This is a genomic window from Flammeovirga agarivorans (assembly GCF_012641475.1).
Classification (GTDB): Bacteria; Bacteroidota; Bacteroidia; order Cytophagales; family Flammeovirgaceae; genus Flammeovirga; species Flammeovirga agarivorans.
On sequence record NZ_JABAIL010000001.1, the window covers coordinates 1 to 25,505 of the forward strand.

The following is a 25,505-nucleotide window of genomic DNA, read 5'->3' on the forward strand; positions in this document are numbered from 1 at the left end:
AGAGTAAGTCGGCGCCACATTCATTAAATATAGAAGGTTAGTTAACACAAGATGTTAGCTAACCTTTTTTTGTGTATCAAGGTTTTTAGGCAAAATAAAAAGCCTAAATGCTTTGCGCATTAGGCTCAATATTTTTAAGGAATACAGTTTTAAAAATTAATTTTTTGTATCCATTGTATTTTTCTCAGTTGCTAGGATGGCATTTTTTACATCACTTTTAGCATAAGTAGGACAAGTCTTATATGTTCTACAAGAAGATAGGCCTAAAAGTAAAAGACCTGAACAGATAATTAAAAAGCGTTTCATTATAAATTTTTTATTGTACCATCAAATTACAACCTCTAATATCGGTATTATCAAAGCGACCTAAAACATAAAAATGATTAAAGTCCTTGCCTGGAGCACCGATATCTTTAGTTTCAATAAAACAACAGGATTCAATATTTCCCAAATCAATGACATTAATACCTCCACGTTTAGAAGTTGATAATGCAAATGGATCATTGATCTCCCTAAAATAAATACGCATCCAAGGTGGTGTGAAGAATTGTTCATCTCCAAGAGAATATCCTTGAGATAAGAGTTCAGTCATACCATATTCAGAATGTATTAGGTCAGAGTTAAAAGCCTTTTTAAGTTGTTGATGTACTTCTTCTCTTGTGATTTCCTTACGTCTTCCTTTCATACCACCAGTTTCCATAATTGTAATGTTGGAGTAGTCTGAGGGAAATTTTTCAGCGAAATCAAGTAAAGCGAAAGTGACACCAAATAAAATAGCCTTTTCACCACTTTGTTGTATTTCCTGCAATTTATTTGCCAATTTCTGAAGATCATCTAAGTAGAAGTCTGATTTATCAGCAGATAGCTCCATGAAGTCACTGACCATACAGATAAGAGAGGCATCTTTTCTTTCTAAGTAACTAGGAAGAAGAGCTAGAATATGAATATTCTCTAATGATCCATATATAGATTGGAAGAAAGATGTAGTGATCTTTTTATAATGATTAAGGTCTGAAACATAATGTTGACTTCTTACACTACCTGTAGTACCACTACTTCTAAAAATGATTTCTTCATCAATATTCTCACAAAGAACCTTTTGAGTCTTAAAAAACTCAATAGGCATAAACGGAATGTCAGTAATCTTATGTATATTATTAGGAGAAACTCCAAGATACTTCAAATAACTTGCATAAATTGGATTAGCAACAGCTTGAAAGTGAAAAGCTTCTAGTGCTGCAGATTCAAAATCCTGATCATTTTGAATAGAAAATATTTTTTTCTTGAATTGATGAATGAATTCCATTATATGCTTTTATGAATGTATATAAATGATTTTCTTCGTATAGAAATATCCTTGTAAAATAATTAATTCAGTATTGTGACACAAAGTTCGCAGACTAAATAAAATTATCATAATAACTATGATTTCGCTAAGATATATAACTCAATTTTTAAAGCGTATTCGTCCGTTGTTAATACTTCTGATGCTCTCATCTTGTTTTGGTGAGCCAGAATTTCCATTGGAACCAGAAATAGAATTTGCCTGGATTGAAAATTATAATTCAGAGGAAAAGAAAGATAGTGTATATATCGCTTTTACTTTTAAAGATGGAGATGGCGATCTTGGCTTAGATCCAGAAGATAATGAAGGCCCTTACGCTCCTAAAACTATTGATCCGGTAAATGGAGATACAATAGACAATAAGTACCACAATAATTATTTTGTTGAAGTATTAAGAAAAGAAGAAGACGGCACTTATCAGCCCGTAACATATGAAGGCGAAACTAATTTCAATGGTCGTTTTCCAATGTTGAATACCTCAGGAAGAGATAGACCTTTAGAAGGGGAACTCCGGTATGGTATTGTCCTTTGGTTTGATGGTGTATTTGAGTCACCATTATACAAAGGAGATTCAGTGAAGTTTAATATTCATATTTGTGATAGAGCATTAAATGAAAGTAATGAAATCACAACGGAAGGAATAGAGATAGGATCTCCGAAACGTAAAGAAGATAATGAAGAACCCCCTCAAAATCAGCCAGAGTGATTTTTAAGGGGGTTCCCTTTTTTTAAGGCAAGCTTACTTACCCTTCAAAGTTGATGATAAATGATATTTTATGTAATCGTATCGCATCAACAGTATGCATATATAATGAGGTATCCACAGGGTCAGCTACATTAAGTAGTCCATGTGAAATTCTTATCTCAGGAGATAAGCAAAACATTCGATTGTAAATGTGCATACCAAATCCCCAAGTGAAAGATAGATTGTATTCCTTCAATGTAATCCAAAACTCTTCTCGAGTAGATTCTTGTTTGGTTGCAACAGTAAATGAAGGAGTTAAACCACCTAAAAGATAAAGCCTGTGATTCTTTCTTCTTTTGGATTGATACTTAAACATGATAGGTATTTCCAAAGAGGTATTGGATTGTAATTGTACCAAATCACGATTAGGGTCAATGATAATATCGTCTGAAGAAGGAAGGTTATATCCTAAAGAGTCGATTGTAAACCTTCTAGAATAAAAAGATACATTAGGTGATATTCGTAAATGCCAATGGTTATCGTCAGATAATTTGATATTCATTAAAAAACCTAATAAAAAGCTTGCTGTAGTTTGAGGAGTGATATATACAGCAGTTGTATCAGTACCGTTAATTTGAAAAGCATTTTCCGACGGATCTAAACCAACTGGTGATGAAACAAAACCTAGCTGAAATCCATAATGGAATTTCTTTTTATCAAAATTAGGCAGATTTAGTATTGTACTGGTTTTACCTTTTTGTTGAGCTTTTGCAGTGTATGAAAAAGCCAACAAAAAGATAAAACTTGTAATAATTATTTTTGGCCAGTATAAACTGAACTTATTCCAAACGTGAGTGGTGTACATGTGACTGATTTATAGCCCAACTTGTCTAAGATATCAGTAAAGGCCTTTCCATATGGGAATTTTTCTACTGACTCTGGAAGATAAGTATACGCTGAGTTATCTTTTGAAACAATCTTTCCTATTGTTGGAAGGACTTTCATAGAGTAAAATCTATATAAGTGCTTGAATAGGAAATTAGTTGGTTGTGAAAATTCAAGTACAACTAATGTGCCATTAGGTCTAAGTACTCTTTGTATTTCTGATAACCCTTTTTCAAGATTCTCAAAGTTTCTCACACCAAAAGCAACAGTAACAGCATCAAAAGAATTGTCTTCGAAAGGAAGGTTTTCAGAGTCACCAATCTGTAAATCGATTTTGTCTGAAAGTCCTTTTTTAGCTACTTTCTCTCTACCAACTTCAACCATTCCAGCTGAGATATCAGCACCTGTAATTTTCTCTGGTTGTAAAGTACTCCATGCCTGAAGAGCAAGGTCACCTGTACCAGTGGCAACATCAAGAATTGTTTTTGGCTGTTTACTTTTTAGCTTATTAATAGCAACTTTTCTCCAATAGATATCAATACCTCCGCTAAGTACCCTGTTCAATAAATCATATTTTGAAGAAATATTATCGAACATACTGGCTACTTGTTCTTTCTTCCCGTCATTGCTATCTTTATATGGTAATACTGTCATGTTTTATACAATTTTTTCTCTACCAATAGGTTACTATTGTATAGATTGCTAATATTGTGGACTCAATTATTGGTCTAATCCAATCTTTGATGTGCAAAATTACACTTTTAAAAGCTTAGACCAACGCTTTTTGCATTTAACTTTTAATAGTATGATTTTGTTTACATTATCCTACTATTCAATACTGTACTAACGACATATTTTATTATCATTTTTATGAAGTACTTTTTTAATCGATTCGTTCTGTTTTCGGTACTTTTTCTTTTTATAAAACCTGTTCAAGCACAAAAAATTAAATACTCATCAGACTTCAAAAAAGCTATTCGATACGCTAGAGATTACATGCGTATTGAAGAGTATCATCATGCAGTCGATGTTTTATTGGAAGTGAAAGAAGAGGGGAAAGAAGTTGAAGACTGGAATTATCTTATGGGGTATAATTATATATACTCTCAAACCTTAAATAAAAGTCATGCATTACCGTATCTCCAAAAGGTCACGGATTATGAGTCATACGAAGATATTTATCGTCTGATGGCGGTTTCATTACAGTATAACCATAAGTTCCAAGAAGCATACGACTATTATGACAAGTATCTAGAATTTCTTGATTACAGTGATAGAGACATTAACAAAGAGATTAATCAACTCAAAAAACAATGCTTAACTAGTATTGACTTGATGGAAGATTCTCTAGAAATGTTGATTGTCAATTTAGGTCCTAACATTAATACTGAGTATCAGGAATTGGCTCCTGTTTTATCTGCAGATGAACAGATGATGATTTTCACAGCAAGGAGACCAGATAGTCGAGGAAAAGATATAGACCCAATTGATGGACTCTATTATGAGGATGTGTATATTTCTCTTAGAGATGAAGAGGGAAATTGGTCAAAAGCAACTTCAATTGGTAACTCAGTAAATACAATCGGACATGATGCAGCGGTAGGATTATCCCCTTCTGGAAATACTTTGTTTTTATACCGAAGTGACCGAGGCCATACGGGAAATATCTTTTTTAGTGAATGGAATGGGAAACTTTGGACAAGCCCTGAGAAATTGCCAAAAGGAATAAATTCCGATAATTGGGAAACACATGCCTCATTAACGGCAGATGGACAGTCTTTATATTTTACGAGTAATCGATCAGGGAAAGGCGCCTTGGGAGAAAAAGATATTTATGTTATCCATAAAGATAAATATGGAGAATGGGGAGATCCAGAAAATTTGGGTGATCATATTAATACAGAATATGATGAAGAAAGCCCTTTTGTACACCCAAATGGAAATATCTTATACTTCAGTTCAAAAGGACATGAAGGTATGGGTGGTTATGATATCTATTATTCAGAAAGGAATGAAAAAACAGGAGAGTGGTCGGTAGCGAAAAATATCGGCTATCCAATTAATACAGCAGGTGACGATATTTTCTATTCTATTTCTTCGGATGGGGAGAGAGGTTATTTCTCTTCTATTCGCGAAGATAGCTATGGAGGTCAGGATATTTATATGGCAATGATTCCGTCTCAAACGATTAACCTTATTGCTTTAACAGGTGAGGTAAGGGATGAAACATCAAATAATCTGATCGAAGCAACGATAGAAGTAGTCGATAATACAACTGGTGAAGTGCTTCAAAGTGTTGTTGCTGAGGGTGGCAAATATTTAGTATATCTAGAGCCTGAATTGAATTATGGTATACGTTTTACGCAAGAAGGTTATTTATTCCATTCTAAAAATATTCATATTCAAGGTCAGGAACAGTATATCGAAATGAACGAAACTGTTCAGTTACAAAGAGTTGAAGAACAGAATAGAGAAAAACTCAATAATATCTTTTTTGCATCGAAGACTCTCTTGGATAATTCTTCTAGTTCAGAGTTAAAAGCATTAGCAAATTTCACTAAAACCACAGGAGAATATAAGGTCGGTATTTATGTACACTCAGCGAAGGTAGAAGAGGACTCTACAGTAAATGTTTATGAAACTCAAATGAGAGCAGATCTTATTGCTGATCAATTACTTAAGTTGGGTGTTGCTGAAGATAAAATTGAGGCAAAAGGATTGGGTTGGCAATTTCCTGTAGCTTCTAATCAATCGAGTTTAGGTAGACAAAAAAACAACCGTATAGAATATATTATTTTACCTGTTGAAAAAGAGGTCATTGTTTATGAAGAAACTGTTGTAGAAGATACCATCCCACAGCTTACTCCTCACCTTGGTGAAGTACTAGAAGTTGTCGGTACAATTACCTTCGCATCTAATAGTAATGCAATTACTTTTGAGAGTTATATCGTAGTAGAACAGATCTATGATGTGATGGATCGATACCCAAATTTGGTGATTGAGATAGGCGGACATACCGATAATATAGGTACTTCTTCGTTTAACTATATTTTAGGTGAGAAACGTGCAAAAATAATTGTTCAACAATTAGTAATTTTGGGGATAGAAAAGGAACGGATGAAATTTAGGTCTTACGGCTTCGATGAACCCATTGCTGATAACGCTACAGCAGAGGGTAGAAAAAAGAATAGACGAATTTCATTTACACCACTTGAATACAAAAATTTTAAATAAGTAAATTAATCTGACTATCACAATGTGTTACCCTAGACAAAGACTGTTGCTCATCGTACTACTCATTCACTTTGCTTCTTTTTTTGCTATTGGACAAGAATTAACAAACAAGGAGAAAAAAGCCTTGAAAGAGGCTGAAACGTATTTACGATTAGAGGAATATCATTTCGTGGAGGACGAGATGCTTGAATCTACCAAATTAAGTCCATCTATTGCTTTAATGTGGTATTATTTAGGTATTGCTACTTTCTACTCACCCACTAAAAATAAAGTGGATGCATTGCCTTATTTTGAAAAAGCCAATGAGTTATCTCCTGATATGCGTCAGGTGAACTATTGGTTAGGTAAAAACTATCAGTTATCAACACAGTTTGATAAGGCGGTAGTCGCTTACCAAAAGGCAAGAGGCGAGCTTGCAAAGCTTGATGAAGATGCTTTGAAAGAAGCTAAGAAAAATGCGGGATATCAAAATTATACAATTGAAGAGCTAGATCGATTTATCGAACAGTCACAAAGAGGAACGGCTTTTATGGAGCAGGCTGATGATAAGTTGATGCTAAACCTTTCTTTAGCAAATACTTACCTTCCAGATATTACTCCGATTATTACTGTTGATGCTCAACGTTTGTACTTTACATCTCACCGTCAGGATATCTCAAGCCATCATGAGTTAGATCCACATGATCAACTACCTTATCAGGATGTGTTCTATATGGATAGAAGAGAAGATGGATATTGGGGTTCTCCAAAAGAGTTTGTAGAAATCAATACGGAAGAGCATGATGCCGCAATTGCACTAACAGCAGACGGCAACCAGTTATTTATGTACAGAAGTGTAGGAGCAAGTACAGTAAATCCTGGGGATATCTATGAAGTGCATAGAAAAGGGAAAAAATGGACTTCCCCAAAACCTATTAGTGCTCCAATTAACTCTTCAGCACTAGAGACACATATGAGTATGTCTAGTGATGGAAAAGTAATTATTTTCACTAGTAATAGGACAGATAAAAATGCTCATGGAGGAAAAGATTTATATATAGTAAGACAACTACCTAATGGTGAGTGGGCTGAACCTCAAAATATGGGAGATAAAATCAATACAGACTTAGATGAAGAATCTCCTTATATCCACCCAGACGGTAAAGTACTTTACTTTAGTTCACAAGGTCACCATAGTATTGGAGGTTTTGATGTTTTTAAAGTCGATATAGATTTGAAAACAGGAGAACTTGGAGAATTAGAGCAATTGAATTATCCTGTAAACTCACCAAGTGATGATCTATTTTACGTAATGTCGGCAGATGGATCTGAATCTTACTTCTCTTCAGTTCGTGAAGAGGGAATGGGTGGCTTTGATATTTACTGTGTAAAGAATAATGAATCTAACGTTCGTAAAGTTGTTTTCTTTAACTTAAAAGTAAACACTGAAAACGCGAGGAAGGTAAAAGCTCATGTGAAGTTAGTGAACATTCAAACTCACGAAGTAGAGAAAGACGAAATTGTATATACTGATGGAGGACAGCTTAAGTTTATGCATCGATGTGCTGATGATTATGCTATCCTTGTTTCTGCAGAAGGTTACTTATTTAAATCAGAAAGAATCAACTTTGATTTATATGAAACACCGACTATTGAGTTCAATGAGTTTTATGAATTACAGACTTTTGCAGTAAATAAATCTGAGCCTTTAAATAACATCTATTTTAAAGATGGAGAACTAGACTTAGCTTCTTCAACAGCAGAATTACAAGAGTTAAAAACTTTAGTAGATGATCACTCATCATATAGTTTAGAAATAATTGGCCACTCGAATTTTGATGATTCAAAAAGTCCATTGGTATTAGAGTTTGAAACAAAAACGAAATCAATGGAAACATTAGAGGGACTTAAGACTATTGGGGTCGAAGATGATAACCTTATTAATGAGAATATTGGTTATGGTACTCGTTTTCCTCTGTATTTAAAAGATAGTCCTGATAGTTGGAAGAATGATAGAATGGAATACATTATTCGTCCGAAGGGATATAGAAAAATGTTATCTAGAGCAGCCAATTGTACAATTGAGACTTATGATCAAGAATACTACGAGTTAGATACTCGAAATGATGTTGAGTTTATTGAAAGAAACGAAGGGAAGTTATCACATCTTTTATCAGAATTGAAGCAGTGTGCTTATTTAGAGTTAGTGATCACAGCTGACAATTCGAAAAAGAGTTTGATGGAAATAAATCAGGTCTTCAAATATATGGAAGATAATGGAGTTGAAAGAGAACAACTTACTTCCAATATTGTTTCTGATGCCACCACTGGGATGAACCTTCAGTATATTGAAGATGAAGTTGCAGAAGATGGTTATGTAAATTATGACCCTCAACATGATCATAATGAAATTCATGAAGAGTTAATCAGTGGAACATCAAAATTAGAGGTGACTAGAACAAGGGGGGGCTCAATAGCAAAATCAAATGAAGATTTAGCTTTTGAAAGCCGTATTGAAGATATGACTATCCAATTCCCATTCAATTCGGAAGAGTTTGGTCATGCACATGATGATGTATTACAAGAAATCTTCGATTATTTAGAGAATAACCCTTTAAAAGGTTTAAAAATAATTGGTCATACAGACAGTACTGGACCAGATGTATATAATACTTATTTAGGAATGCAAAGAGCGAAATCTGTAGCTTATTTCTTTAAAGATCTATCAAATCCTAATAGGATTAGTGTTGACAGTAAAGGAGAGGATGAACCGATAGCTTCTAATAGTACTCGTAATGGAAGGAGTGAAAATAGAAGAATTCAGTTTAAGTTTCAGGTAGTTTCTAATGCTAAGTAAATAAAAAAGGGCTGACTCAATGAAGAGTCAGCCCTTTTTTGATTTGAAGTTGAATTAGCAGAATTCGTTATAAACTGCTACTAAGTGTTCTGCAATCATATCAGCAGAACGACCTTCAATATGATGTCTTTCGATGAAGTGAACTAATTCACCATCTTTGAACATAGCGATACTTGGAGATGATGGAGGGTATGGTAACATCAACTCTCTTGCTTTAGCTGTAGCCTCTTGGTCAACACCAGCAAAAACTGTTGCTAATTGTGCAGGCTTCTTTTCTGTTTTTGCTAAAGAACCTAGTACACCTGGACGGCAAGTACCAGCAGCACAACCACAAACAGAGTTGATTACTAAAAGAGTAGTTCCCTCTTTTGCTAAAGCTTCTTCTACTTGAGCAGCAGAAGTTAAATCTGTAAAGCCATTGTCTGTTAACTCCATTTTCATAGGAGCTGTTAAATGTTCAGGATACATATTTTTCGTTGTTAATTAAATTCGATTTAAAGAAGATTTTATAAGAAACCAAGTTCAAGTTTAGCCTCTTCAGACATCATGTCTGTTGTGTATGGAGGTTCGAATGTAAGTTCAATTTCTACATCACTCACCTCTTCAACACTTTTTACAACTTGCTCGATCTCACCAGGAATCTGCTCAGCAGATGGACAAGAAGGAGTAGTTAAAGTCATAAGGATATGTACTTTATTTAGAGGAGGAATAATGTTGATATCATAGATTAAACCTAATTCAAAAACATCAACTGGAATTTCAGGATCGTAAACTGTTTTTATTGCAGTAACGATTTTATCTTTTAGTTCTGTATTACTTACAGGTGATACAGATTCTTTATTTTCTGACATAACGCTATTCAATTATTATTTAGTTTTTTGCACTGTAAGCTAAAGCGTAGAATTTCATTTGCTTTATCATAGATGCAAAACCGTTAGAACGTTGAGAGCCGATGACACCGTTCATTCCTATTTTATCAAAAAAGAAAAGGTCGGCATTAATAATTTCTTGAGGAGAACGACCATTTAATACTCTAATTAGAAGGCTAATTAATCCTTTTGTAATGTCTGTGTTACTATCTGATTGGAAAATTACTTTACCATCTATAAAGTCAGTAGTTAACCAAACTTTAGATTGACAACCTTTAATCAAGTTTTCGTCTACCATAAACTTTTCATCAAGAGGCGGTAATTCTTGTCCAAGTTCCATGATGTAGAAAATTGTTGATTCTCTATCTCCATCTAACAAATCGAAATCTTCAATAATATCGTTTTGTACTTCTTCTATACTTTTTGTTGCCACTGTCATAATTTTACACCTATTATTTAACCAAACATTTTGACAATTCTTTTTAGAGCTTCGATAAACTTATCTACCTCTTCAAAAGTATTGTAAACTGAGAATGATGCTCTAACTGTACCTTCTAAATTATAACGAGCCATTAGAGGTTGCGTACAGTGATGTCCTGTTCTTACAGCAATTCCTCTTGCGTCTAACATCATTCCTATATCGTAGTTATGTATATTTTCTATCACAAACGAAAGTACACTAACTTTGTTTTTAGCTTGCCCGATTATTTTTGCTGAAGGAATTTCTGAAGTTAATTTCTCAGTAGCATATTCCAACAAAGCAATTTCATGAGCTGCTATATTTTCTTTACCATATTTATTGATGAATTCGAGAGCTTTTGCAAAAGCTACTGTATCAGCAATATTTGGAGTACCTGCTTCAAATTTGTAAGGAAGAGTATTGAAAGTAGTACCATCAAACGATACTTCCTTAATCATCTCTCCACCACCTAAGAAAGGTGGCATATCGTTTAAGATATCTTCTTTACCATACAAAAAGCCCATACCTGTTGGTCCGAACATTTTGTGAGCGGAAGTCACAAAGAAATCACAGTTTAATTGTTGTACATCAATAGGAAGGTGAGCAGCAGACTGAGCACCGTCTACCAATACCTTAGCACCTACTTCATGAGCTTTTTCAATGATTTTTTCAATAGGATTTATTGTTCCTAATGCATTCGAAGCGTGTACAACAGAAACAATCTTCACTTTATCTGAAAGCATTTTTTCAAATTCTTCGAAGATAATTTCTCCTTCATCAGTGATAGGAATAGGCCGTACAACCGCACCTTTTTCCTGAGCAATCATCTGCCATGGAACAATGTTAGAATGATGTTCCATTGTAGAAACTATAATCTCATCTCCTTCGGTAATATTCGCTCTACCAAAAGTATTTGCTACAAGGTTGATACCTTCTGTAGTTCCTTTAGTAAAGATTACTTGTTCTGTTTTAGGAGAATTGATGAAGTCTTTGATTAACTCTCTAGTACGCTCAAATTCCTGTGTAGCTTTGTCCGCTAAGGCGTGAGCTCCTCTATGTACATTTGAATTATAGCCATCATAATACTCTGTTAATGCATCAGTAACAACTTTTGGTTTTTGGTTGGTTGCTGCATTATCAAAATATACTAATGGATGACCATTTACTTCTGTACTTAATATTGGGAATTCACTACGAAGTTGTTCTACGTCAATCATTTTTATACTATTTAGAATCAATCTATATCTAATGAAACTGCAATTTTGTATAAAAGTTCTTTGTATTCAAGTTTCTTGACGTTTTCATTGAAAATATTTAGGAAAAACATGAATATATGATGAAATATTGATGCTTTAAGAAAAATTAAATATTGCGATGTTATCTTACTTGCGACAAGTTTGCAATTTTCGTCTACAAGAATTTATTTTGTAGCATGATTGAAAAAGTTCAAATAAAGTTAGAGAAATACGCAGATCAGATAGGATTTACCGGCTCATTCTTTTGCCTGGTACATTGCATTCTAACATCAGGTTTGATATTTATCAGCTCTACTGTCTCTCATATTCATGATGGACATGATCACGACCATGGTCACGTATTTGACTTTTGGGGGGTATTAGATATCTCTATGATTCTAGTAGGAGGTGTTGCTGTTTATTTTGCTAGTAAAAAGACTCACTCAAAACCTATAAAATGGGGTTTATGGTTGTCTTACTTAGTATATGCAACATCGATGTTGATTAAATATGTGGGGTTTGAGCCTGTATGGTTAGCTGTTTTATCTTATACAGCTTCTTTTGCGTTAATTGCTTTACACTTAGCAAATTTAAAGTTTTCGCATTCATCAAAAGAATGTGATTCTAAAGTGTGTGTATCATAACCTAGTCTAGACTTCCGTTATCAACTAAATTAATAAACCAGTTAAGTTTACATTAAAAATAAAATCTAGAGCAAGTAAGTAAGGAACAAGGTAGATTTTCCAAGTATTTATAAGCTCAGGAGCTAAAATCACTAATCGGTCTATTAGAAACTGATTAAATATGAATATGTAGAGTAGAATAGATACTCCATAAATCATTATTTTTTGAACAATTACTTCAATAACACTAGTTCTTAATTTATTAAGATCTCTGTAGTGATGAATGATATCGTCTGCTTTTGTTATTCCACTTAGCATACCACCAATTACTTCTTCCAAAAGATATTTTTCTGATAATACCCTTAAGTAGAAACTAATCAGTTTTTTACTATTAAAGAAGACAAAGACATTCCCTTTGTTTAGTAAAATAAATGAAATATATCTATAGGTTGAAAACCCTATTTGAGTGATTGTGATTAATAATAAACCAACACCAAATAGCGATCCTACTAATATCGTAGAGTCTCCGAAAATTTGTGAATTGCAAATGATTGACCCAATTGTGAAGTTCAGTAACAATAAACTGCAGAATCGAAATGTATTTTTTACTAGTTGAAAAAGATAATGGTCAATGACTTGATGTACACTTTGTTCATTTGACTCTAATGATAATTTGCCAAATGTATTTAACATGGATAATGAAGTCAATTAAGTTAGACTTCAAGATAATGAAAATATTTGTAAATATTAGATATTAAACGATGTTGTATTTAGTCTTCTACTTTAATTAGCACAGTATCTGATAATTTATATATCAAACTATAAAAATCATCTCTGTTTAATTTCAATCTACCCTTCACAGTTACCTTCTTATTTACCCAGCTTTGTTTTTTCGGGATATCCAATTCCATAACGGTTTCAGGCCCTGCGTTACCACAGAAAAAGCAATTAGCAAAAGCCATGTAGGATAAGATACTTGTGCCATCTTCACTATCAACAGGTAAGATATACCCTGAAATAGTAATTAGAGAACCATCTAGCATTTCGACTTCCCCACCAAAAATAGGTTCTGAAACTTCGAAACCAAGCGTCTCATCCATGTAAGTTTTCATTTCTACATGTCCTAAGGTCTTCCAAACATCCATGGTGTTTTGGGCTGAACATACAGATTGAATTAGTATAAAAGTGAAAACTAAAAATAGTGTGTGAAGTTTCATGTTATTCAGATAATGCCTGTGAAATGTTCGTTCTAGCCGCTTGAATAGCGGGAAGTATAGAAGCGATGAAGCCAATAATTAAAGTTCCTGCAAATAAATAGATTTCTCCGGTATTAAATGCAGTCCCACCAATATTTAAAGCATTTAGAGTGTCGATTTGGTTGGCGGCGATATAGATAGAAGCATGACTTAAAGTAATGCCAATTATATATCCTAAAACGGAACATAGCATGCCTTCAATAATAAGTAAACCAAAAATATAATTCTGATTGGTACCTAATGATCGTAAGTAAGCCAACTCATACTTTCTTTCTTTTAATGAGTTGAAAAGTGATATGAAAATACTTAACCCCGAAACGATCATAATAGCAATGGCAAGAAACTTTAAAGCAGTGATAGCGTCACCTAAAAGTGAAAGTAGTCTTGCTGTTTCGTATGCTGGGCTTGCTGCTTGCATTGATGTTTGTTCGTTGACCATTCTAGGAAGCGTAATTGCACCCATCGGATTTCGGAACTTGATTAACATCGTAGTAATTTCTTTTCCATGATCTTTGCCTTTATCTCCAAGGTTACCAAAGTTTACTTTTGACTCATTTTCTTCAGCATGCACATCCCAAATTGATGCTAAACTGGTTAAGAGTAATTGGTCGATTACAGTACCTGTAGGAGCAAGAATTCCTACCACTTCAAAATGTTCATGGTCGTGGTGATGTCCACCTCCACCAATGCCATGTGAACTATGAAAATCATCACCAATTTCTAATCCTAACTTTTTAGCAACTGCAGCTCCTATGGTTACTTCAAAAGGTTTCTCCTCATCCCAAAGTTTACCTTCTGCCAAAGTGGCTTTATATAATTCAGGATACTCATGAGTAGTACCAACAAGTCTATGGCCTTTATAGCTATCTCCAAGTGATTGAGGGATAGCTTTAGCCACAAGTGGATGTTTTTGTAATTTCTTAGTTTCTTCTAAAGGGATATTTCCCGTAGGAGTATCTACTTGGTAAATAGCACACAGTATAAGTTGCAAAGGACTACCTTTTGCTCCCACAACCATTCCAATTCCTGCTTGATTTTTCTTTAATGTTTGTTCGAAATAATCTTGAGTGAGTAGTAATGCAGAAATAATACTTACACCGAAAGCAAAGAGAACAAGGTTTAATGATGTATTTAAAGGTTTATGCCAAAGGTTTTTCCAGGCAAATTGAAAGATGTTCATAATGGAAGATTAGTGAAGTGGTTTTAGATTCAATACATGACCATCGAAAGCAGTCTTCAGACGGCTATCATGAGTAACAATAATTAAAGCAGTATTTTCTTCCGCTGATAATTCTCTTAATAACTGAATAACGGATTCTGCATGGTGATCATCAAGACTCGCAGTTGGTTCATCTGCCAAAAGTAGCGTAGGCTTATTTATTAATGCCATAGCAACACTGAGTCTTTGTTTTTCACCTTCACTCATCTTTTTAGGTGATTGTCCTAAATGTTGTAGTATTCCAAGTCGCTTTAATAAATACTTTATACGATCCTTATCTACTTGGTTCCCTGCTGCTTTCTGTGCAAAAGCTAAGTTTTCTTCAACTGTTAAGGCACTAGCAAAGTGAGGTTTCTGGAAGATAATACCAATATTATCTCCTCTGAACTTATCCATTTTTCGGCCTTTTAGATCCGTTATATCTTGTCCATTAATAACAATCTTACCTTCTTGGTTAGGTAGCAATCCTCCTAGTAGATGTAGTAATGTAGTTTTACCACATCCTGATGGACCTAAAATTAGCATCTCATCACCAGCACCAATATTAAAGTCTGGAAAACTGATTTTGGTGGTATTTGAATAGGTATATTTTAGTTGATTTGTTTGAATCATCTTCGTGTTTATATAAGAGACCGAAAAGATACTAATATTTCAAGAATTTAGATTACTATATCTGTTGTAATATCTGTGATTATAAGTTTATTAAGAATTTATAGTAATAAAACTATATCTCGAAAGATGTTTCTTTAGCTACCTAGGATTTTAATTAATGTGTGCTCTAAATTTATAATACAACAACTTCTATATATCTATTTATTTTTTTATAAACTATTTGTAAGCTATTAATAAAATGAGAAAAAGCTTTTTAACTATTGTCACACTATTACTGTGTCTGTCTGCCTTTGCTCAAAAAAAAGTGGCCTGGATTTTAGATGTCGAGGGTAATGAAAAACAAATCTTCGTACACGCTTTCACAGGGGTTTCTGTATTAGAAACTTCAAAGTTCTATTATGGTATCAATCCAGATACACAATCATTTATTTGGAGACTTGAGAAAAACGCAACAAACGAAGGTGCAAAAAAAGTAAACAATATTGCTAACATGGCAGGAGCTGGTGGACAGTTCAATTCATTAGTTAGCGAATCATGGCAACCTATTCCATTATCTCCATTTGTTTCAGTAGACAAGAAAACTATTGACATTACTACAGGTAAAGTGATCCTTGGTGAAGGTGAAGATGAGTATTCAAAAATTACTCAAACTTACTTTATCGCTGAAGCATATGTTTATTTAGTAGAGACATTAACTGCTGATAAACAAAAGAAATTATACTGTATTGATATGAACGACAAATCAGTTCGTTGGAAAACAGTAGTAGGAAGCATGACAGGTGCTGGTAAACTATTAAAAATGGCTGGAGCTACTTCATCATTAGATGTATCGTTATCTCCAAAAGTGACTAACTCTGGTGATTTCATCTATAGAGGAGGTAAAACATTATTCTTATTGAAAGGAAATTCAGGTGAAATTGTTTGGCAAAACGAAGTAAACCCAGGTGCGTTTTTCTTAGACAACAAGCAAGAGTATTTAGTAGTAGTAGATGCTCCATCAGCATTTGGTCAACCGAAATATGGTGAAGTGAAATTGGGTAAAAAAATCCAAGCATTAGATATCAAAAATGGTCAGCCATTATGGAAAAAGCCTGTGAAATTGGATGATAGCTACATTTCATCGATGAATGTTAGTGATAGTGAATTCCTTGTAAACTCAGGAAACTCAATTAACATCTATGAGTACAAATCAGGTCAGTCTATCTGGAAAAAAGGTTACAAAGCGGGTAATGTCAAAGAAGTGAAGCTATTAGGTGATAACCTAGAAGTATTCTACGGAAACAAGCAAATGTTAATTGCAAAATCTGATGCATCTGAGCAATGGAAAAAGCCAATTAAATTTGATATGGATGAAGATATCGAAGGTGGTGTAATCAAAAAAGAATACGAGAAAGGTATTTTAATGATCCACTCAAGAGGTTTAGGATTCTATGACAAAACTTCTGGTAAGAAAATCTGGAACTTTAAAGCGAACACTGATAAAGTATCATTCGATGACCAATCAACAATGGTTGCAGTTTTAGATAAGAAAAAACTATACTTATTTAACCCTAACTTAGTAGAGAAGAAGCCAGAAAAATCTAAGTTCGATATTGAAGAGCCAAAAGATATATTCTTCTTTGAAACTACAGAAAAAGGATACTTTATTGTTGGTCCTCAAGAATTCTTATGTTTAGATAAGAAAGGTACTTTAGTATCTCAAAAATATTACAAGCAATTAGAAGCTGACCGTTTAGCTAAAGCAGCTTTAATGGCAGGTAAAATTGCTGGTGACTTATCAACATCAGTACAAATTGGTTCAACTAATTCAAATGGTGAAACTGAATTTGCTGCTCCGTTTATGAGTCCTGAAACAACAAGAAATGTTGAAGCAGTTTCTGATTTACAAAGAGAGCAATTAGCGAAAATCAGAAACCAAAATAAACTTCATGGTAAAGCTCAAGTTATTGGTAACCATGCGTTCTTTATGGAAGGTGTAAAAACTGAAGCAGGTGATCAGTTAACGATGATCAAAGTAGATAAAAATACTGGTGAAGAGCTTGAAAGATTTGAAGTAGGTAGTGACCGTAAGGTAGTATATAAGATCATTGAATCTCAAAATATCTTATATGCTGTTGTTGGTGGTAAACTAACTGCATACTACTTGAACTAAATCATTCTATGGGGTTGTTGAAAGGAGTCATCTTATTTTTATAAGATGACTCTTTTGTTTTACGATTTTTCTAAATAATTGTCTGAATATTATATTATTCATATAAAAAAACTCAAGATCAATTAAAATTGTAAAAATTAAGAGTTTTGATTGTGAATTTATATTCTACTTATTACTTTTATGTCGCAATGAAAAATGTAACAAGAAATATCGTAAAGTCATGGTGGTGGCGCTCAGTTAATTCAAATTGAGTGAACCGTTGCGTATAGGCTTTATTTTATATAGATATTATTGAAAAGCTCGCTGGTCACTCAGTGAGCTTTTTTTTATGTTTCAATTTTGATATTCAACTAATTAAAAATAAAAATATGTACCATTTTATCAACACACATGCGGAGCTTCTTGCAGATACTGTTACTCCAGTAAGCATTTACTTGAGAGTAAGAGATCGTTTTGCAAATAGCTTATTGTTAGAGAGTTCAGATTATCATGGAGCAGATAATAGTTATTCTTTTATTTGCTGTGAGCCGGTGGCTGAGATTTCTGTTACAGACAAATTATTACGCGTTCAATACCCAAATAAGGAAGAAGAAAAAAAGACATTAACTACATATGCTGAAGCATTACAGGAACTGTCAGTTTTTTCGAAGTCTTTTGAGCATAAGCAAGATGAAAATCAGAAGTTTCCATCACATGGGTTGTTTGGATATATGACTTACGATGCGGTACAATCGTTCGAAGAAATTGAGTTCGATAGTGATAAAGTTGATACTGAAATCCCTCAAATTAGATATCAAGCTTTTAGATATGTCATTGCAATCAATCATTTTAAAAATGAGCTTCATATTTTTGAGCATATCCCAGAAGGTGATAATAGCGAAAGTAATATCGAAGAAATTAAGACGCTGATAAAAAGTAAAAATTTCCCTGCATATCACTTTTCAAGATCGGGTGAAGAGACGACAAACTTCACTGACGAAGAATTTTTAGAAGTCTTGAAAAAAGGGAAAGACCACTGTTTTAGAGGAGATGTTTTCCAGATAGTATTATCAAGAAGATACCAACAAGATTTCCAAGGTGATGAATTTAATGTTTACAGAGCATTACGTTCAATAAATCCTTCTCCTTATCTATTTTACTTTGACTACGGTACATATAAGATTTTTGGTTCTTCTCCTGAAGCTCAAATCATTGTCAAAGATAAAAAAGCTACTATCCACCCAATTGCAGGAACTTTTAAGCGTACAGGTAACGATAAGCAAGATGCCGAAATTGCTCAAAAATTATACGATGATCCTAAAGAAAACTCAGAACATGTAATGCTAGTTGATTTAGCAAGAAATGACTTGAGTAGAAACGGAGGTAATGTTGAGGTAGAAGTATTTAAGGAAATCCAATATTACTCACATCTTATTCATTTAGTATCGAAAGTAAATGGTGATCTAACGGAAGGTACAGATCCTTTAAGAGTAGTAGCAGATACTTTCCCTGCTGGTACATTATCAGGTTCACCAAAGTACAAAGCCATGGAATTGATCGATAAATATGAAAATGTAAGACGTAGTTTTTATGGTGGAGCTATCGGTTTTATGAGCTTTAATGGAGATTTTAACCATGCAATCATGATTCGTTCTTTCTTGAGCTTAGATAATAAACTACATTATAGAGCAGGTGCAGGTGTTGTTGCTCAGTCTTCTGAAGAAAGCGAATTGCAAGAAGTACATAACAAGTTGGCTGCACTTAGAAAGGCATTGAATATGGCCGAGGAGCTGTAATCCTCATCTTAAAGAATGAAATAACAATAACTCTTCTTTAGGAAGAGGGTGAAGTAAAAAGCAATGAAGAAAATTTTAGTTTTAGATAATTACGACTCTTTTGTATACAACCTAGTACATTATTTAAGAGATCTAGGGCAAGAGGTAGAGATATTTAGAAATGATAAAATCACTTTGGAAGAAGTAGGGAAATATGATAAAATTCTTCTTTCTCCAGGGCCAGGTATCCCTTCTGAAGCAGGGATAATGCCTGAAGTGATTAAAACATATGCATCAACAAAAAGTATTTTGGGTGTTTGTTTAGGGCATCAAGCAATAGGTGAAGCCTTTGGAGCTTCCTTAGAAAATAATTATCCATTGCATGGTGTAGCAGATCAAGCTCAAGTAACTACACCAGAAGCAAAATTATTTCAGGGGTTACCCAATACTTTTAAAATTGGACACTATCACTCTTGGGTAGTTCAATCAGATAGTTTAGCTGGTACTCCTTTACAAGTAACTGCTAGAGATGAAAAAGGATTTGTTATGGCTTTTCAGCATAAAGAATTTGATGTACAAGGCGTACAATTTCATCCAGAATCTGTATTGACTGAACATGGAATGGACATGTTAAAAAATTGGATACAAGGCTAAAACATCGAGTGGATAACTTATAGTTAAGCAAAACTATACTTAACTGATAAAAAGAACTCTTAATTCATAAATGATGAAGAAGATACTGAACCGACTTTTTGAATATGGCTCTTTAACACAAGAAGAAGCCAAAGCGACTTTAACTAAATTAGCACAAGGAGAATTTAACCCTTCTCAAATTGCAGCTTTCCTTACTGTTTATTCTATGCGTAGTATTACCGTTGAAGAATTGACGGGATTTAGAGATGCTATGTTAGAATTGTGCTTAAGAATAGATTTAGATGATTTTGATGCCATGGACCTTTGCGGTACAGGAGGTGATGGCCAAGATACTTTTAATATTTCAACCTTATCCTCTTTTATTGTAGCAGGAGCAGGTCAGAATGTAGCCAAGCATGGTAATAATGGTGTTTCCTCAGTTTGTGGTTCATCAAACTTGATGGCACATTTTGGTTACGATTTTACCAACGATATAGATACTTTAAAAAGGAATTTAGATGAAGCAGGAATTTGTTTTATCCATGCTCCTTTGTTTCATCCAGCTATGAAAAATGTGGCACCTATCCGTAGAGAATTAGGAGTGAAAACCTTTTTCAATATGTTAGGTCCAATGGTAAATCCTTCTTTTCCGAAGAAACAGATTGTTGGTGTATTTAGCTTAGAAGTAGCTCGATTATACGGGTATTTATATCAACAGACAGACAAGCAATTTGCGATTCTTCATTCATTAGATATTTATGATGAAATCTCATTAACATCACCGTTTAAGATGATTACAAAAGACTCTGAAAGGTTATTAAAACCAGAAGATCTAGGTTTGAATTATCAAACGAAAGAATCTTTGTTTGGTGGAGGGACGATTGCAGAGTCAGCTAAAATATTTACGGATGTTCTAGAAAACAAAGGTACTGCACCTCAGAAACAAGCCGTATTAGCCAATGCAGGTGTTGCCATTGCAACAGGAAAAGGTCTAGAATTAGAAGAAGGAGTTGCTCAAGCAAGAGAATCTCTAGAATCTGGAGCTGCATTTAAAGCATTTAAAAAGTTAGTATCATAAGTCATTTATTAGAGTAAGTTCACCATGACGATTTTAGATAAAATTGTTGCACATAAAAAAATTGAAGTAGCAGCAAGAAAAGAGATTTTAAGTATTTCAGATTTACAGGAAAGACCATTATTTGATAAAGAACCGGTTTCTGCTAAATCTTGGATAGGAAGTCCAACTAAATCAGGTATTATCGCTGAATTTAAAAGACAGTCTCCTTCAAAAGGATTGATCAACGGTAAAGCCTTGGTAACGGATGTTGCAGAAGGGTATTATAAAGCGGGTGCCTCGGCAATGTCGGTGCTAACAGATAGAGAGTTTTTTGGAGGAACAGTAGATGATTTATTAGCAGCAAGGTCTGTATCTCCAGTGCCTATTATTAGAAAAGACTTCATTGTAGATGAATATCAAATCATCGAAGCTAAATCAATTGGTGCTGATTTTATTTTATTGATAGCTTCTTGTTTGACTCCTGAAGAGTCGAAAACTTATGCTTCTGTTGCTAGAAACCTAGGAATGCAAGTATTATTAGAAGTTCACAACGAAGAAGAGTTAAATGCTCATATTGATCCTTGTATGGATCTTGTTGGAGTAAATAACAGGAACTTGAAAACTTTTGAAGTAAGTATTGAAAATTCTAAGAAATTGGCGGATAAAATTCCTAATGAATTTATTAAGGTGTCTGAAAGCGGAATTAGCAATATTGAAAATATTAAAGAGCTAAGAAAATACGGTTATAAAGGATTCCTGATTGGAGAAAACTTTATGAAGACAGAAGACCCTGCAAAAGCAGCAATAGATTTTATTGGTCAGCTTTAGCCTTTAATTGCATCTTACTCTTATGAAAACGAATTCGTTTTACTTGTGGTAAGTAATCGAAGTTTCTGTAAAAGTTATCTTTAGAGCCAGGCATAGAATATTGACCTAATACCTTGATGCTGCCTTTGACATAAATTTCAGACGGTCCATCTTCTGTAGCGTAGACTACAACAACACCTGTTCGGTGGTGGATGTCCAGAGAATCTGCTTTTATTTCAATTTCAGGATCATTAAAATAGGCGTTACCTCTTAAGCATAGTGTATGTTTCTTTTGATTGATAAAAGCATTATCTGCACTATAATCTAAAGAGCGTTCTCTATCATAAAACTGTCGGTTACAGCTAGAGAGGAAAAAGGATAAAAGAAATATGTATGCCGCAATTCTCATATATCAAAGATAATAGTTGCCTACATCTTTCAGAAATTATTTCATAGGAGTAAGTGTATTTGATTTCCGATTATAGATACAGTTCTCTTTTATCATTAAGAGACTAGGCTCAATTGCTTCTAGTTGAAGGTCTCCTAAAATAGAAATATTAATAGAAGGAGTGATAGTGGCAGGGTAATTAGGTGAGGCATAAATCAAAATATCTTTTTTACAAAAGTTAAGGTGAATTTGTTCTCCATGAATGGTAGCTTCTTCAAATTGAACTGATGCTTTTGAATAAAGTTTCATGATTTGAGTCCGTACTGAGAATGATGAAGAACCTGCTTCGTATTGAGGGTAAGTAGGGAAACATACTTCATACTTTGAGTGAGGTAGTAAAGAATTATAGATTTTGATCTGCTTTATAATCAGTAGTCTGAGCCATTAAGATCATTGGGGATAAAAAGAAAGCGAGTAGTATTTGCTTGTGTAAGTGCATAGTGTTGTGATAGATTGAGTTAAATTTCAGTTCATGAATAAGAACAAACAAAATATAGAAACCGTCAGTTGGAAGGTTTGTGGTATGAGAGATCAGAAGAATATTTATGATGTCTTAACATTGGATCCTGACTATATGGGGTTTATTATCTACCCTCCATCTTCGAGGTTTATTGAAAAACAGGACGTTTCTTTTCTTGAAGAAAAATGGCCTGATACTGTAAAAACGAAGAGAGTAGGAGTGTTTGTAAATGAAGATGAGTCAACCATTTTAGCGTATGCAAAGAAGTATCATTTTGATGTAATTCAGCTTCACGGAACTGAACCTCCAAGTCTTTGTGAATCCTTAAAAACAAAAGGGTTTGAAGTTTTTAAAGTCTTTGGAATTAAAGATGAGTTTAATTTTGAAGCCCTAAAGCCTTATGAAGCATATGTAGATTACTTCTTGTTTGATACAAAATCACCTCAACATGGCGGAACTGGGGAGACATTTGATTGGGGAGTTCTAGAACAATATAGTTCAACAAAACCTTTTCTTTTGAGTGGGGGTCTTTCTTTAGAAAATATAAAGAATATCAGAAAGTTAGATCATTTACCTTGCAAAGGAATTGATGTAAATAGTAAATTTGAGACATCACCGGCTTTTAAAGATATAGAGCAATTAAAATCTTTAGCAGAATGGGTGAAATCCATCAATAATAAAAAATAGACAGATGACATATCAGCAACCAGATCAGAATGGCTATTACGGTCAGTTTGGAGGAGCATATATTCCTGAGATGCTTTATCCAAATGTAAAAGAATTAAAGGATAATTATGAGGCGATGATCGCTGACCCAAAATTCAAAGAGGAGTTTGATGGATTATTGAAAGACTATGTAGGTAGACCTACACCTCTTTATTTTGCAAAGAAATTATCTGAAAAGTATGGTGCTAAAATCTACCTTAAAAGAGAAGATTTAAATCATACTGGTGCACATAAAGTAAACAATACTATTGGGCAGATTCTTTTAGCAAGAAGGTTAAATAAGAAGAAGATTATCGCAGAGACAGGTGCAGGTCAACATGGTGTGGCTACAGCTACTGTTTGTGCTTTAATGAATATGGAGTGTATCGTTTACATGGGAGAAATTGACATTGCTCGTCAACGTCCGAATGTAGAGCGTATGCGTTTATTAGGAGCAACAGTAATTCCAGCAACTAGTGGTTCTAAGACATTAAAAGATGCAACAAATGAGGCAATGCGTCATTGGATTAATAACCCAAATGATACACACTATATTATTGGTTCAGTTGTAGGACCTCATCCATACCCAGATATGGTTGCGAAGTTTCAGTCAGTGATTTCAGAAGAAATCAAATGGCAGTTAAAAGAAAAAGAAGGGAAAGAAAATCCAGATCATGTTATTGCATGTGTAGGAGGTGGTTCTAATGCAGCAGGTGCATTTTTCCATTACTTAGATGAGAAAGATGTCAACTTGGTAGCAGTAGAAGCTGCCGGACATGGAGTTGAATCTGGGGAGTCAGCAGCAACAACTGCCTTGGGTACTCCAGGTGTACTTCATGGATCTAAAACGATTTTGATGCAAACAGAAGATGGGCAAGTGGTAGAACCTTACTCAATTTCTGCTGGTCTTGATTACCCTGGTATTGGGCCAATCCATGCTCATTTATTTGATTCAGGAAGAGCAGAATTCAAATATGTTACTGATGATGAAGCCATGAATGCAGGTGTTGAATTGTCAAGGTTGGAAGGTATTATTCCAGCGGTAGAATCAGCTCATGCCTTTGCAGCTTTAGGTAAAATGAACTTTAAATCTGATGATGTTGTAGTTGTAAACTTATCAGGTAGAGGCGATAAAGACCTTGAGACATACATTAAATGGGGGAACTATTAATCACTCATTAAACGAAAGGTCACTTTTAAAGATCACAGGTTAATTAGGTTAGCCTGTGATTTTTTTTGGTCTTAAAAAGGAAGAAGAAGAAATTAATTAAGTAATACTAAACATTGTGATTGCCGTTTTATCAACTAACTCAAATAATAAATACTAAAACAAGATTACAATGAGACAATTACTTATTATTCAACTTCTGTTTGTTCTTTTATCCTCAACCTCATTCGCTCAACTAATCCCTGTTGAGATTGACTTATCTAAAAAGAACCTTACTTATCCATTCACTCCTGTAGACATGCCAATGTTTACCAATAACACAGACGATATTCAATTGACATCGCCAGTTTCTGTACTTAAGGAAGATGGTAGCTATGTAACAGGAAATATCAAATTTGTAGCAGGAAGTCTAGATAATATTGTTACTCAAATCCATGTCAAAGATCAACAGACAGGAGAGAAAGTAAAATTAAAACTAGAAGAGATTAAATCTATAGTGATTGCTACATCAAAAGATGTCAATCTAAATACAGTTGTTAATCAACATGAGTCTATTTCATATATTGGAGATAAAGACTTATCACAAATTACAGTAACAAAAAATCAAGTTTCTTATTTTGAAAAAGTAATGATTTCAAAAGGGAAAAAACAGAAAGCAGTATTGCTACAGGCAATCAATTATGAGCAATCAAAAGAAAATGATGTCACTGTATTTTATGATCCAAAAGGAAAGAATACTCAAGTGAAAGTGAATTTGGTTATCAATGAACCTGGTTATAAATTCAAAGGTGCAGTAATGGAGTTTGTTCCTAATGCCTATTATATTAAGAATAATACGACTGGTGAAGTGGTACATATTTCTGAGAAGGAATACAAAAAATCTATGGGAACATACCCTGAAACTATATTTACAGATGCCTCTGTTATTGAAAGATTGAAAGAAGGGAATAAAGCATCTGTTAATAAGTATTCAGAAGATAATTGGGCTTTCTTCTTGATGAATGCAATCAATTATAATTTGAATAATACAGGAGAGGCATCTTCAACGAAATAACAATTATT

26 protein-coding genes are annotated in these 25,505 nt (G+C 33.9%); 12 read left to right on the forward strand and 14 right to left on the reverse strand.

Annotated features, from left to right (window positions below):
- Positions 1-156: 156 nt before the first annotated feature.
- Both HGP29_RS00005 and HGP29_RS00010 read right to left on the reverse strand, forming a co-directional pair.
- Positions 157-306, reverse strand: a complete 150-nt coding sequence (locus HGP29_RS00005; protein WP_168880262.1) for a hypothetical protein — start codon at positions 304-306, stop codon at positions 157-159.
- A gap of 10 nt (positions 307-316) precedes the next feature.
- The gene (locus tag HGP29_RS00010; protein ID WP_168880263.1) at positions 317-1,306 is read right to left on the reverse strand and encodes a LuxE/PaaK family acyltransferase; all 990 of its coding nucleotides are present in this window, start codon (positions 1,304-1,306) and stop codon (positions 317-319) included.
- A 118-nt stretch (positions 1,307-1,424) separates the two neighbouring features.
- On the opposite strand from HGP29_RS00010, the gene HGP29_RS00015 reads away from it, so the two are divergent.
- Entirely contained in the window at positions 1,425-2,051 is a 627-nt protein-coding gene (locus tag HGP29_RS00015; protein WP_168880264.1) for a hypothetical protein, read from the forward strand.
- A 37-nt stretch (positions 2,052-2,088) separates the two neighbouring features.
- Here the strand turns inward: HGP29_RS00015 and porT are convergent, their stop codons facing one another.
- Positions 2,089-2,895: a type IX secretion/gliding motility protein PorT/SprT gene (gene porT, locus HGP29_RS00020; protein ID WP_168880265.1), complete on the reverse strand. Its 807-nt coding sequence runs from the start codon at positions 2,893-2,895 to the stop codon at positions 2,089-2,091.
- Complete coding sequence (ubiE, locus tag HGP29_RS00025; protein ID WP_168880266.1) at positions 2,844-3,569, reverse strand: bifunctional demethylmenaquinone methyltransferase/2-methoxy-6-polyprenyl-1,4-benzoquinol methylase UbiE; 726 nt, start codon at positions 3,567-3,569, stop codon at positions 2,844-2,846. The genes porT and ubiE overlap by 52 nt, the downstream gene beginning before the upstream one ends.
- Positions 3,570-3,785: 216 nt before the next feature.
- Between ubiE and HGP29_RS00030 the strand changes: the two genes are divergently transcribed.
- The gene (locus HGP29_RS00030; RefSeq protein WP_168880267.1) at positions 3,786-6,149 is read left to right on the forward strand and encodes an OmpA family protein; all 2,364 of its coding nucleotides are present in this window, start codon (positions 3,786-3,788) and stop codon (positions 6,147-6,149) included.
- Between the two features lie 46 nt (positions 6,150-6,195).
- Positions 6,196-8,985, forward strand: a complete 2,790-nt coding sequence (locus HGP29_RS00035; protein WP_211093161.1) for an OmpA family protein — start codon at positions 6,196-6,198, stop codon at positions 8,983-8,985.
- A 54-nt stretch (positions 8,986-9,039) separates the two neighbouring features.
- Here HGP29_RS00035 and HGP29_RS00040 read toward each other — a convergent pair whose 3' ends face one another.
- From HGP29_RS00040 to HGP29_RS00055, 4 genes are read right to left on the reverse strand one after another with little or no spacing between them, the layout of a single operon-like run.
- Positions 9,040-9,453 carry a BrxA/BrxB family bacilliredoxin gene (locus tag HGP29_RS00040; protein WP_168880269.1) on the reverse strand — a complete coding sequence of 138 codons (414 nt, stop codon included), beginning with the start codon at positions 9,451-9,453 and terminating at the stop codon, positions 9,040-9,042.
- A 38-nt stretch (positions 9,454-9,491) separates the two neighbouring features.
- On the reverse strand, positions 9,492-9,836 hold the full coding sequence (locus HGP29_RS00045; protein ID WP_168880270.1) for an iron-sulfur cluster assembly protein: 345 nt from the start codon (positions 9,834-9,836) through the stop codon (positions 9,492-9,494).
- A gap of 19 nt (positions 9,837-9,855) precedes the next feature.
- Positions 9,856-10,293, reverse strand: a complete 438-nt coding sequence (locus HGP29_RS00050; protein WP_168880271.1) for a SufE family protein — start codon at positions 10,291-10,293, stop codon at positions 9,856-9,858.
- 17 nt (positions 10,294-10,310) lie between these two features.
- Positions 10,311-11,531, reverse strand: a complete 1,221-nt coding sequence (locus HGP29_RS00055; RefSeq protein ID WP_168880272.1) for an aminotransferase class V-fold PLP-dependent enzyme — start codon at positions 11,529-11,531, stop codon at positions 10,311-10,313.
- Between the two features lie 215 nt (positions 11,532-11,746).
- Here HGP29_RS00055 and HGP29_RS00060 point away from each other — a divergent pair, with 215 nt between their 5' ends.
- Complete coding sequence (locus HGP29_RS00060; RefSeq protein WP_168880273.1) at positions 11,747-12,193, forward strand: MerC domain-containing protein; 447 nt, start codon at positions 11,747-11,749, stop codon at positions 12,191-12,193.
- Between the two features lie 24 nt (positions 12,194-12,217).
- Here the strand turns inward: HGP29_RS00060 and HGP29_RS00065 are convergent, their stop codons facing one another.
- The 4 genes from HGP29_RS00065 to HGP29_RS00080 all read right to left on the reverse strand — a co-directional run bounded on the left by HGP29_RS00065 (position 12,218) and on the right by HGP29_RS00080 (position 15,259).
- Positions 12,218-12,865, reverse strand: coding sequence for a hypothetical protein (locus tag HGP29_RS00065; RefSeq protein WP_168880274.1), 648 nt, complete (start codon positions 12,863-12,865; stop codon positions 12,218-12,220).
- 77 nt (positions 12,866-12,942) lie between these two features.
- Positions 12,943-13,389, reverse strand: a complete 447-nt coding sequence (locus HGP29_RS00070; protein ID WP_168880275.1) for a hypothetical protein — start codon at positions 13,387-13,389, stop codon at positions 12,943-12,945.
- A 1-nt stretch (position 13,390) separates the two neighbouring features.
- Entirely contained in the window at positions 13,391-14,608 is a 1,218-nt protein-coding gene (locus HGP29_RS00075; RefSeq protein ID WP_168880276.1) for an ABC transporter permease, read from the reverse strand.
- Positions 14,609-14,617: 9 nt separating this feature from the next.
- Entirely contained in the window at positions 14,618-15,259 is a 642-nt protein-coding gene (locus tag HGP29_RS00080; protein WP_168880277.1) for an ABC transporter ATP-binding protein, read from the reverse strand.
- Between the two features lie 238 nt (positions 15,260-15,497).
- Here HGP29_RS00080 and HGP29_RS00085 point away from each other — a divergent pair, with 238 nt between their 5' ends.
- The 5 genes from HGP29_RS00085 (at position 15,498) to trpC (ending at position 21,683) form a co-directional block, all read left to right on the forward strand.
- A complete protein-coding gene (locus HGP29_RS00085; RefSeq protein WP_168880278.1) occupies positions 15,498-17,411 on the forward strand; it encodes an outer membrane protein assembly factor BamB family protein in 1,914 nt (637 codons plus the stop codon).
- A 368-nt stretch (positions 17,412-17,779) separates the two neighbouring features.
- Positions 17,780-19,186, forward strand: a complete 1,407-nt coding sequence (locus HGP29_RS00090; protein ID WP_168880279.1) for an anthranilate synthase component I family protein — start codon at positions 17,780-17,782, stop codon at positions 19,184-19,186.
- 63 nt (positions 19,187-19,249) lie between these two features.
- The gene (locus tag HGP29_RS00095) at positions 19,250-19,819 is read left to right on the forward strand and encodes an anthranilate synthase component II (protein ID WP_168880280.1); all 570 of its coding nucleotides are present in this window, start codon (positions 19,250-19,252) and stop codon (positions 19,817-19,819) included.
- Between the two features lie 73 nt (positions 19,820-19,892).
- Entirely contained in the window at positions 19,893-20,876 is a 984-nt protein-coding gene (gene trpD, locus HGP29_RS00100; protein ID WP_168881212.1) for an anthranilate phosphoribosyltransferase, read from the forward strand.
- A 24-nt stretch (positions 20,877-20,900) separates the two neighbouring features.
- Complete coding sequence (trpC, locus tag HGP29_RS00105) at positions 20,901-21,683, forward strand: indole-3-glycerol phosphate synthase TrpC (protein ID WP_168880281.1); 783 nt, start codon at positions 20,901-20,903, stop codon at positions 21,681-21,683.
- Here the strand turns inward: trpC and HGP29_RS00110 are convergent.
- Together HGP29_RS00110 and HGP29_RS00115 are read right to left on the reverse strand one after the other, a co-directional pair.
- Entirely contained in the window at positions 21,667-22,071 is a 405-nt protein-coding gene (locus HGP29_RS00110) for a hypothetical protein (protein ID WP_168880282.1), read from the reverse strand. The two genes, trpC and HGP29_RS00110, sit on opposite strands and share 17 nt — an antisense overlap.
- Before the next feature lie 36 nt (positions 22,072-22,107).
- Positions 22,108-22,359, reverse strand: coding sequence for a hypothetical protein (locus HGP29_RS00115; RefSeq protein ID WP_168880283.1), 252 nt, complete (start codon positions 22,357-22,359; stop codon positions 22,108-22,110).
- A 223-nt stretch (positions 22,360-22,582) separates the two neighbouring features.
- Between HGP29_RS00115 and HGP29_RS00120 the strand changes: the two genes are divergently transcribed.
- The 3 genes from HGP29_RS00120 to HGP29_RS00130 all read left to right on the forward strand — a co-directional run bounded on the left by HGP29_RS00120 (position 22,583) and on the right by HGP29_RS00130 (position 25,497).
- Positions 22,583-23,257: a phosphoribosylanthranilate isomerase gene (locus tag HGP29_RS00120; RefSeq protein WP_168880284.1), complete on the forward strand. Its 675-nt coding sequence runs from the start codon at positions 22,583-22,585 to the stop codon at positions 23,255-23,257.
- A 4-nt stretch (positions 23,258-23,261) separates the two neighbouring features.
- The gene (gene trpB, locus HGP29_RS00125; RefSeq protein ID WP_168880285.1) at positions 23,262-24,446 is read left to right on the forward strand and encodes a tryptophan synthase subunit beta; all 1,185 of its coding nucleotides are present in this window, start codon (positions 23,262-23,264) and stop codon (positions 24,444-24,446) included.
- A gap of 169 nt (positions 24,447-24,615) precedes the next feature.
- Entirely contained in the window at positions 24,616-25,497 is an 882-nt protein-coding gene (locus tag HGP29_RS00130) for a hypothetical protein (protein ID WP_168880286.1), read from the forward strand.
- Positions 25,498-25,505 lie beyond the last annotated feature (8 nt).

Coding starts and splice junctions, on each gene's coding strand:
- HGP29_RS00005 (WP_168880262.1), bottom strand. CDS start 306: ATGAAACGCTTTTTAATTATCTGTTCAGGTCTTTTACTTTTAGGCCTA.
- HGP29_RS00010 (WP_168880263.1), bottom strand. CDS start 1,306: ATGGAATTCATTCATCAATTCAAGAAAAAAATATTTTCTATTCAAAAT.
- HGP29_RS00015 (WP_168880264.1), top strand. CDS start 1,425: ATGATTTCGCTAAGATATATAACTCAATTTTTAAAGCGTATTCGTCCG.
- porT (WP_168880265.1), bottom strand. CDS start 2,895: ATGTACACCACTCACGTTTGGAATAAGTTCAGTTTATACTGGCCAAAA.
- ubiE (WP_168880266.1), bottom strand. CDS start 3,569: ATGACAGTATTACCATATAAAGATAGCAATGACGGGAAGAAAGAACAA.
- HGP29_RS00030 (WP_168880267.1), top strand. CDS start 3,786: ATGAAGTACTTTTTTAATCGATTCGTTCTGTTTTCGGTACTTTTTCTT.
- HGP29_RS00040 (WP_168880269.1), bottom strand. CDS start 9,453: ATGTATCCTGAACATTTAACAGCTCCTATGAAAATGGAGTTAACAGAC.
- HGP29_RS00045 (WP_168880270.1), bottom strand. CDS start 9,836: ATGTCAGAAAATAAAGAATCTGTATCACCTGTAAGTAATACAGAACTA.
- HGP29_RS00050 (WP_168880271.1), bottom strand. CDS start 10,293: ATGACAGTGGCAACAAAAAGTATAGAAGAAGTACAAAACGATATTATT.
- HGP29_RS00055 (WP_168880272.1), bottom strand. CDS start 11,531: ATGATTGACGTAGAACAACTTCGTAGTGAATTCCCAATATTAAGTACA.
- HGP29_RS00060 (WP_168880273.1), top strand. CDS start 11,747: ATGATTGAAAAAGTTCAAATAAAGTTAGAGAAATACGCAGATCAGATA.
- HGP29_RS00065 (WP_168880274.1), bottom strand. CDS start 12,865: ATGTTAAATACATTTGGCAAATTATCATTAGAGTCAAATGAACAAAGT.
- HGP29_RS00070 (WP_168880275.1), bottom strand. CDS start 13,389: ATGAAACTTCACACACTATTTTTAGTTTTCACTTTTATACTAATTCAA.
- HGP29_RS00075 (WP_168880276.1), bottom strand. CDS start 14,608: ATGAACATCTTTCAATTTGCCTGGAAAAACCTTTGGCATAAACCTTTA.
- HGP29_RS00080 (WP_168880277.1), bottom strand. CDS start 15,259: ATGATTCAAACAAATCAACTAAAATATACCTATTCAAATACCACCAAA.
- HGP29_RS00085 (WP_168880278.1), top strand. CDS start 15,498: ATGAGAAAAAGCTTTTTAACTATTGTCACACTATTACTGTGTCTGTCT.
- HGP29_RS00090 (WP_168880279.1), top strand. CDS start 17,780: ATGTACCATTTTATCAACACACATGCGGAGCTTCTTGCAGATACTGTT.
- HGP29_RS00095 (WP_168880280.1), top strand. CDS start 19,250: ATGAAGAAAATTTTAGTTTTAGATAATTACGACTCTTTTGTATACAAC.
- trpD (WP_168881212.1), top strand. CDS start 19,893: ATGAAGAAGATACTGAACCGACTTTTTGAATATGGCTCTTTAACACAA.
- trpC (WP_168880281.1), top strand. CDS start 20,901: ATGACGATTTTAGATAAAATTGTTGCACATAAAAAAATTGAAGTAGCA.
- HGP29_RS00110 (WP_168880282.1), bottom strand. CDS start 22,071: ATGAGAATTGCGGCATACATATTTCTTTTATCCTTTTTCCTCTCTAGC.
- HGP29_RS00115 (WP_168880283.1), bottom strand. CDS start 22,359: ATGAAACTTTATTCAAAAGCATCAGTTCAATTTGAAGAAGCTACCATT.
- HGP29_RS00120 (WP_168880284.1), top strand. CDS start 22,583: ATGAATAAGAACAAACAAAATATAGAAACCGTCAGTTGGAAGGTTTGT.
- trpB (WP_168880285.1), top strand. CDS start 23,262: ATGACATATCAGCAACCAGATCAGAATGGCTATTACGGTCAGTTTGGA.
- HGP29_RS00130 (WP_168880286.1), top strand. CDS start 24,616: ATGAGACAATTACTTATTATTCAACTTCTGTTTGTTCTTTTATCCTCA.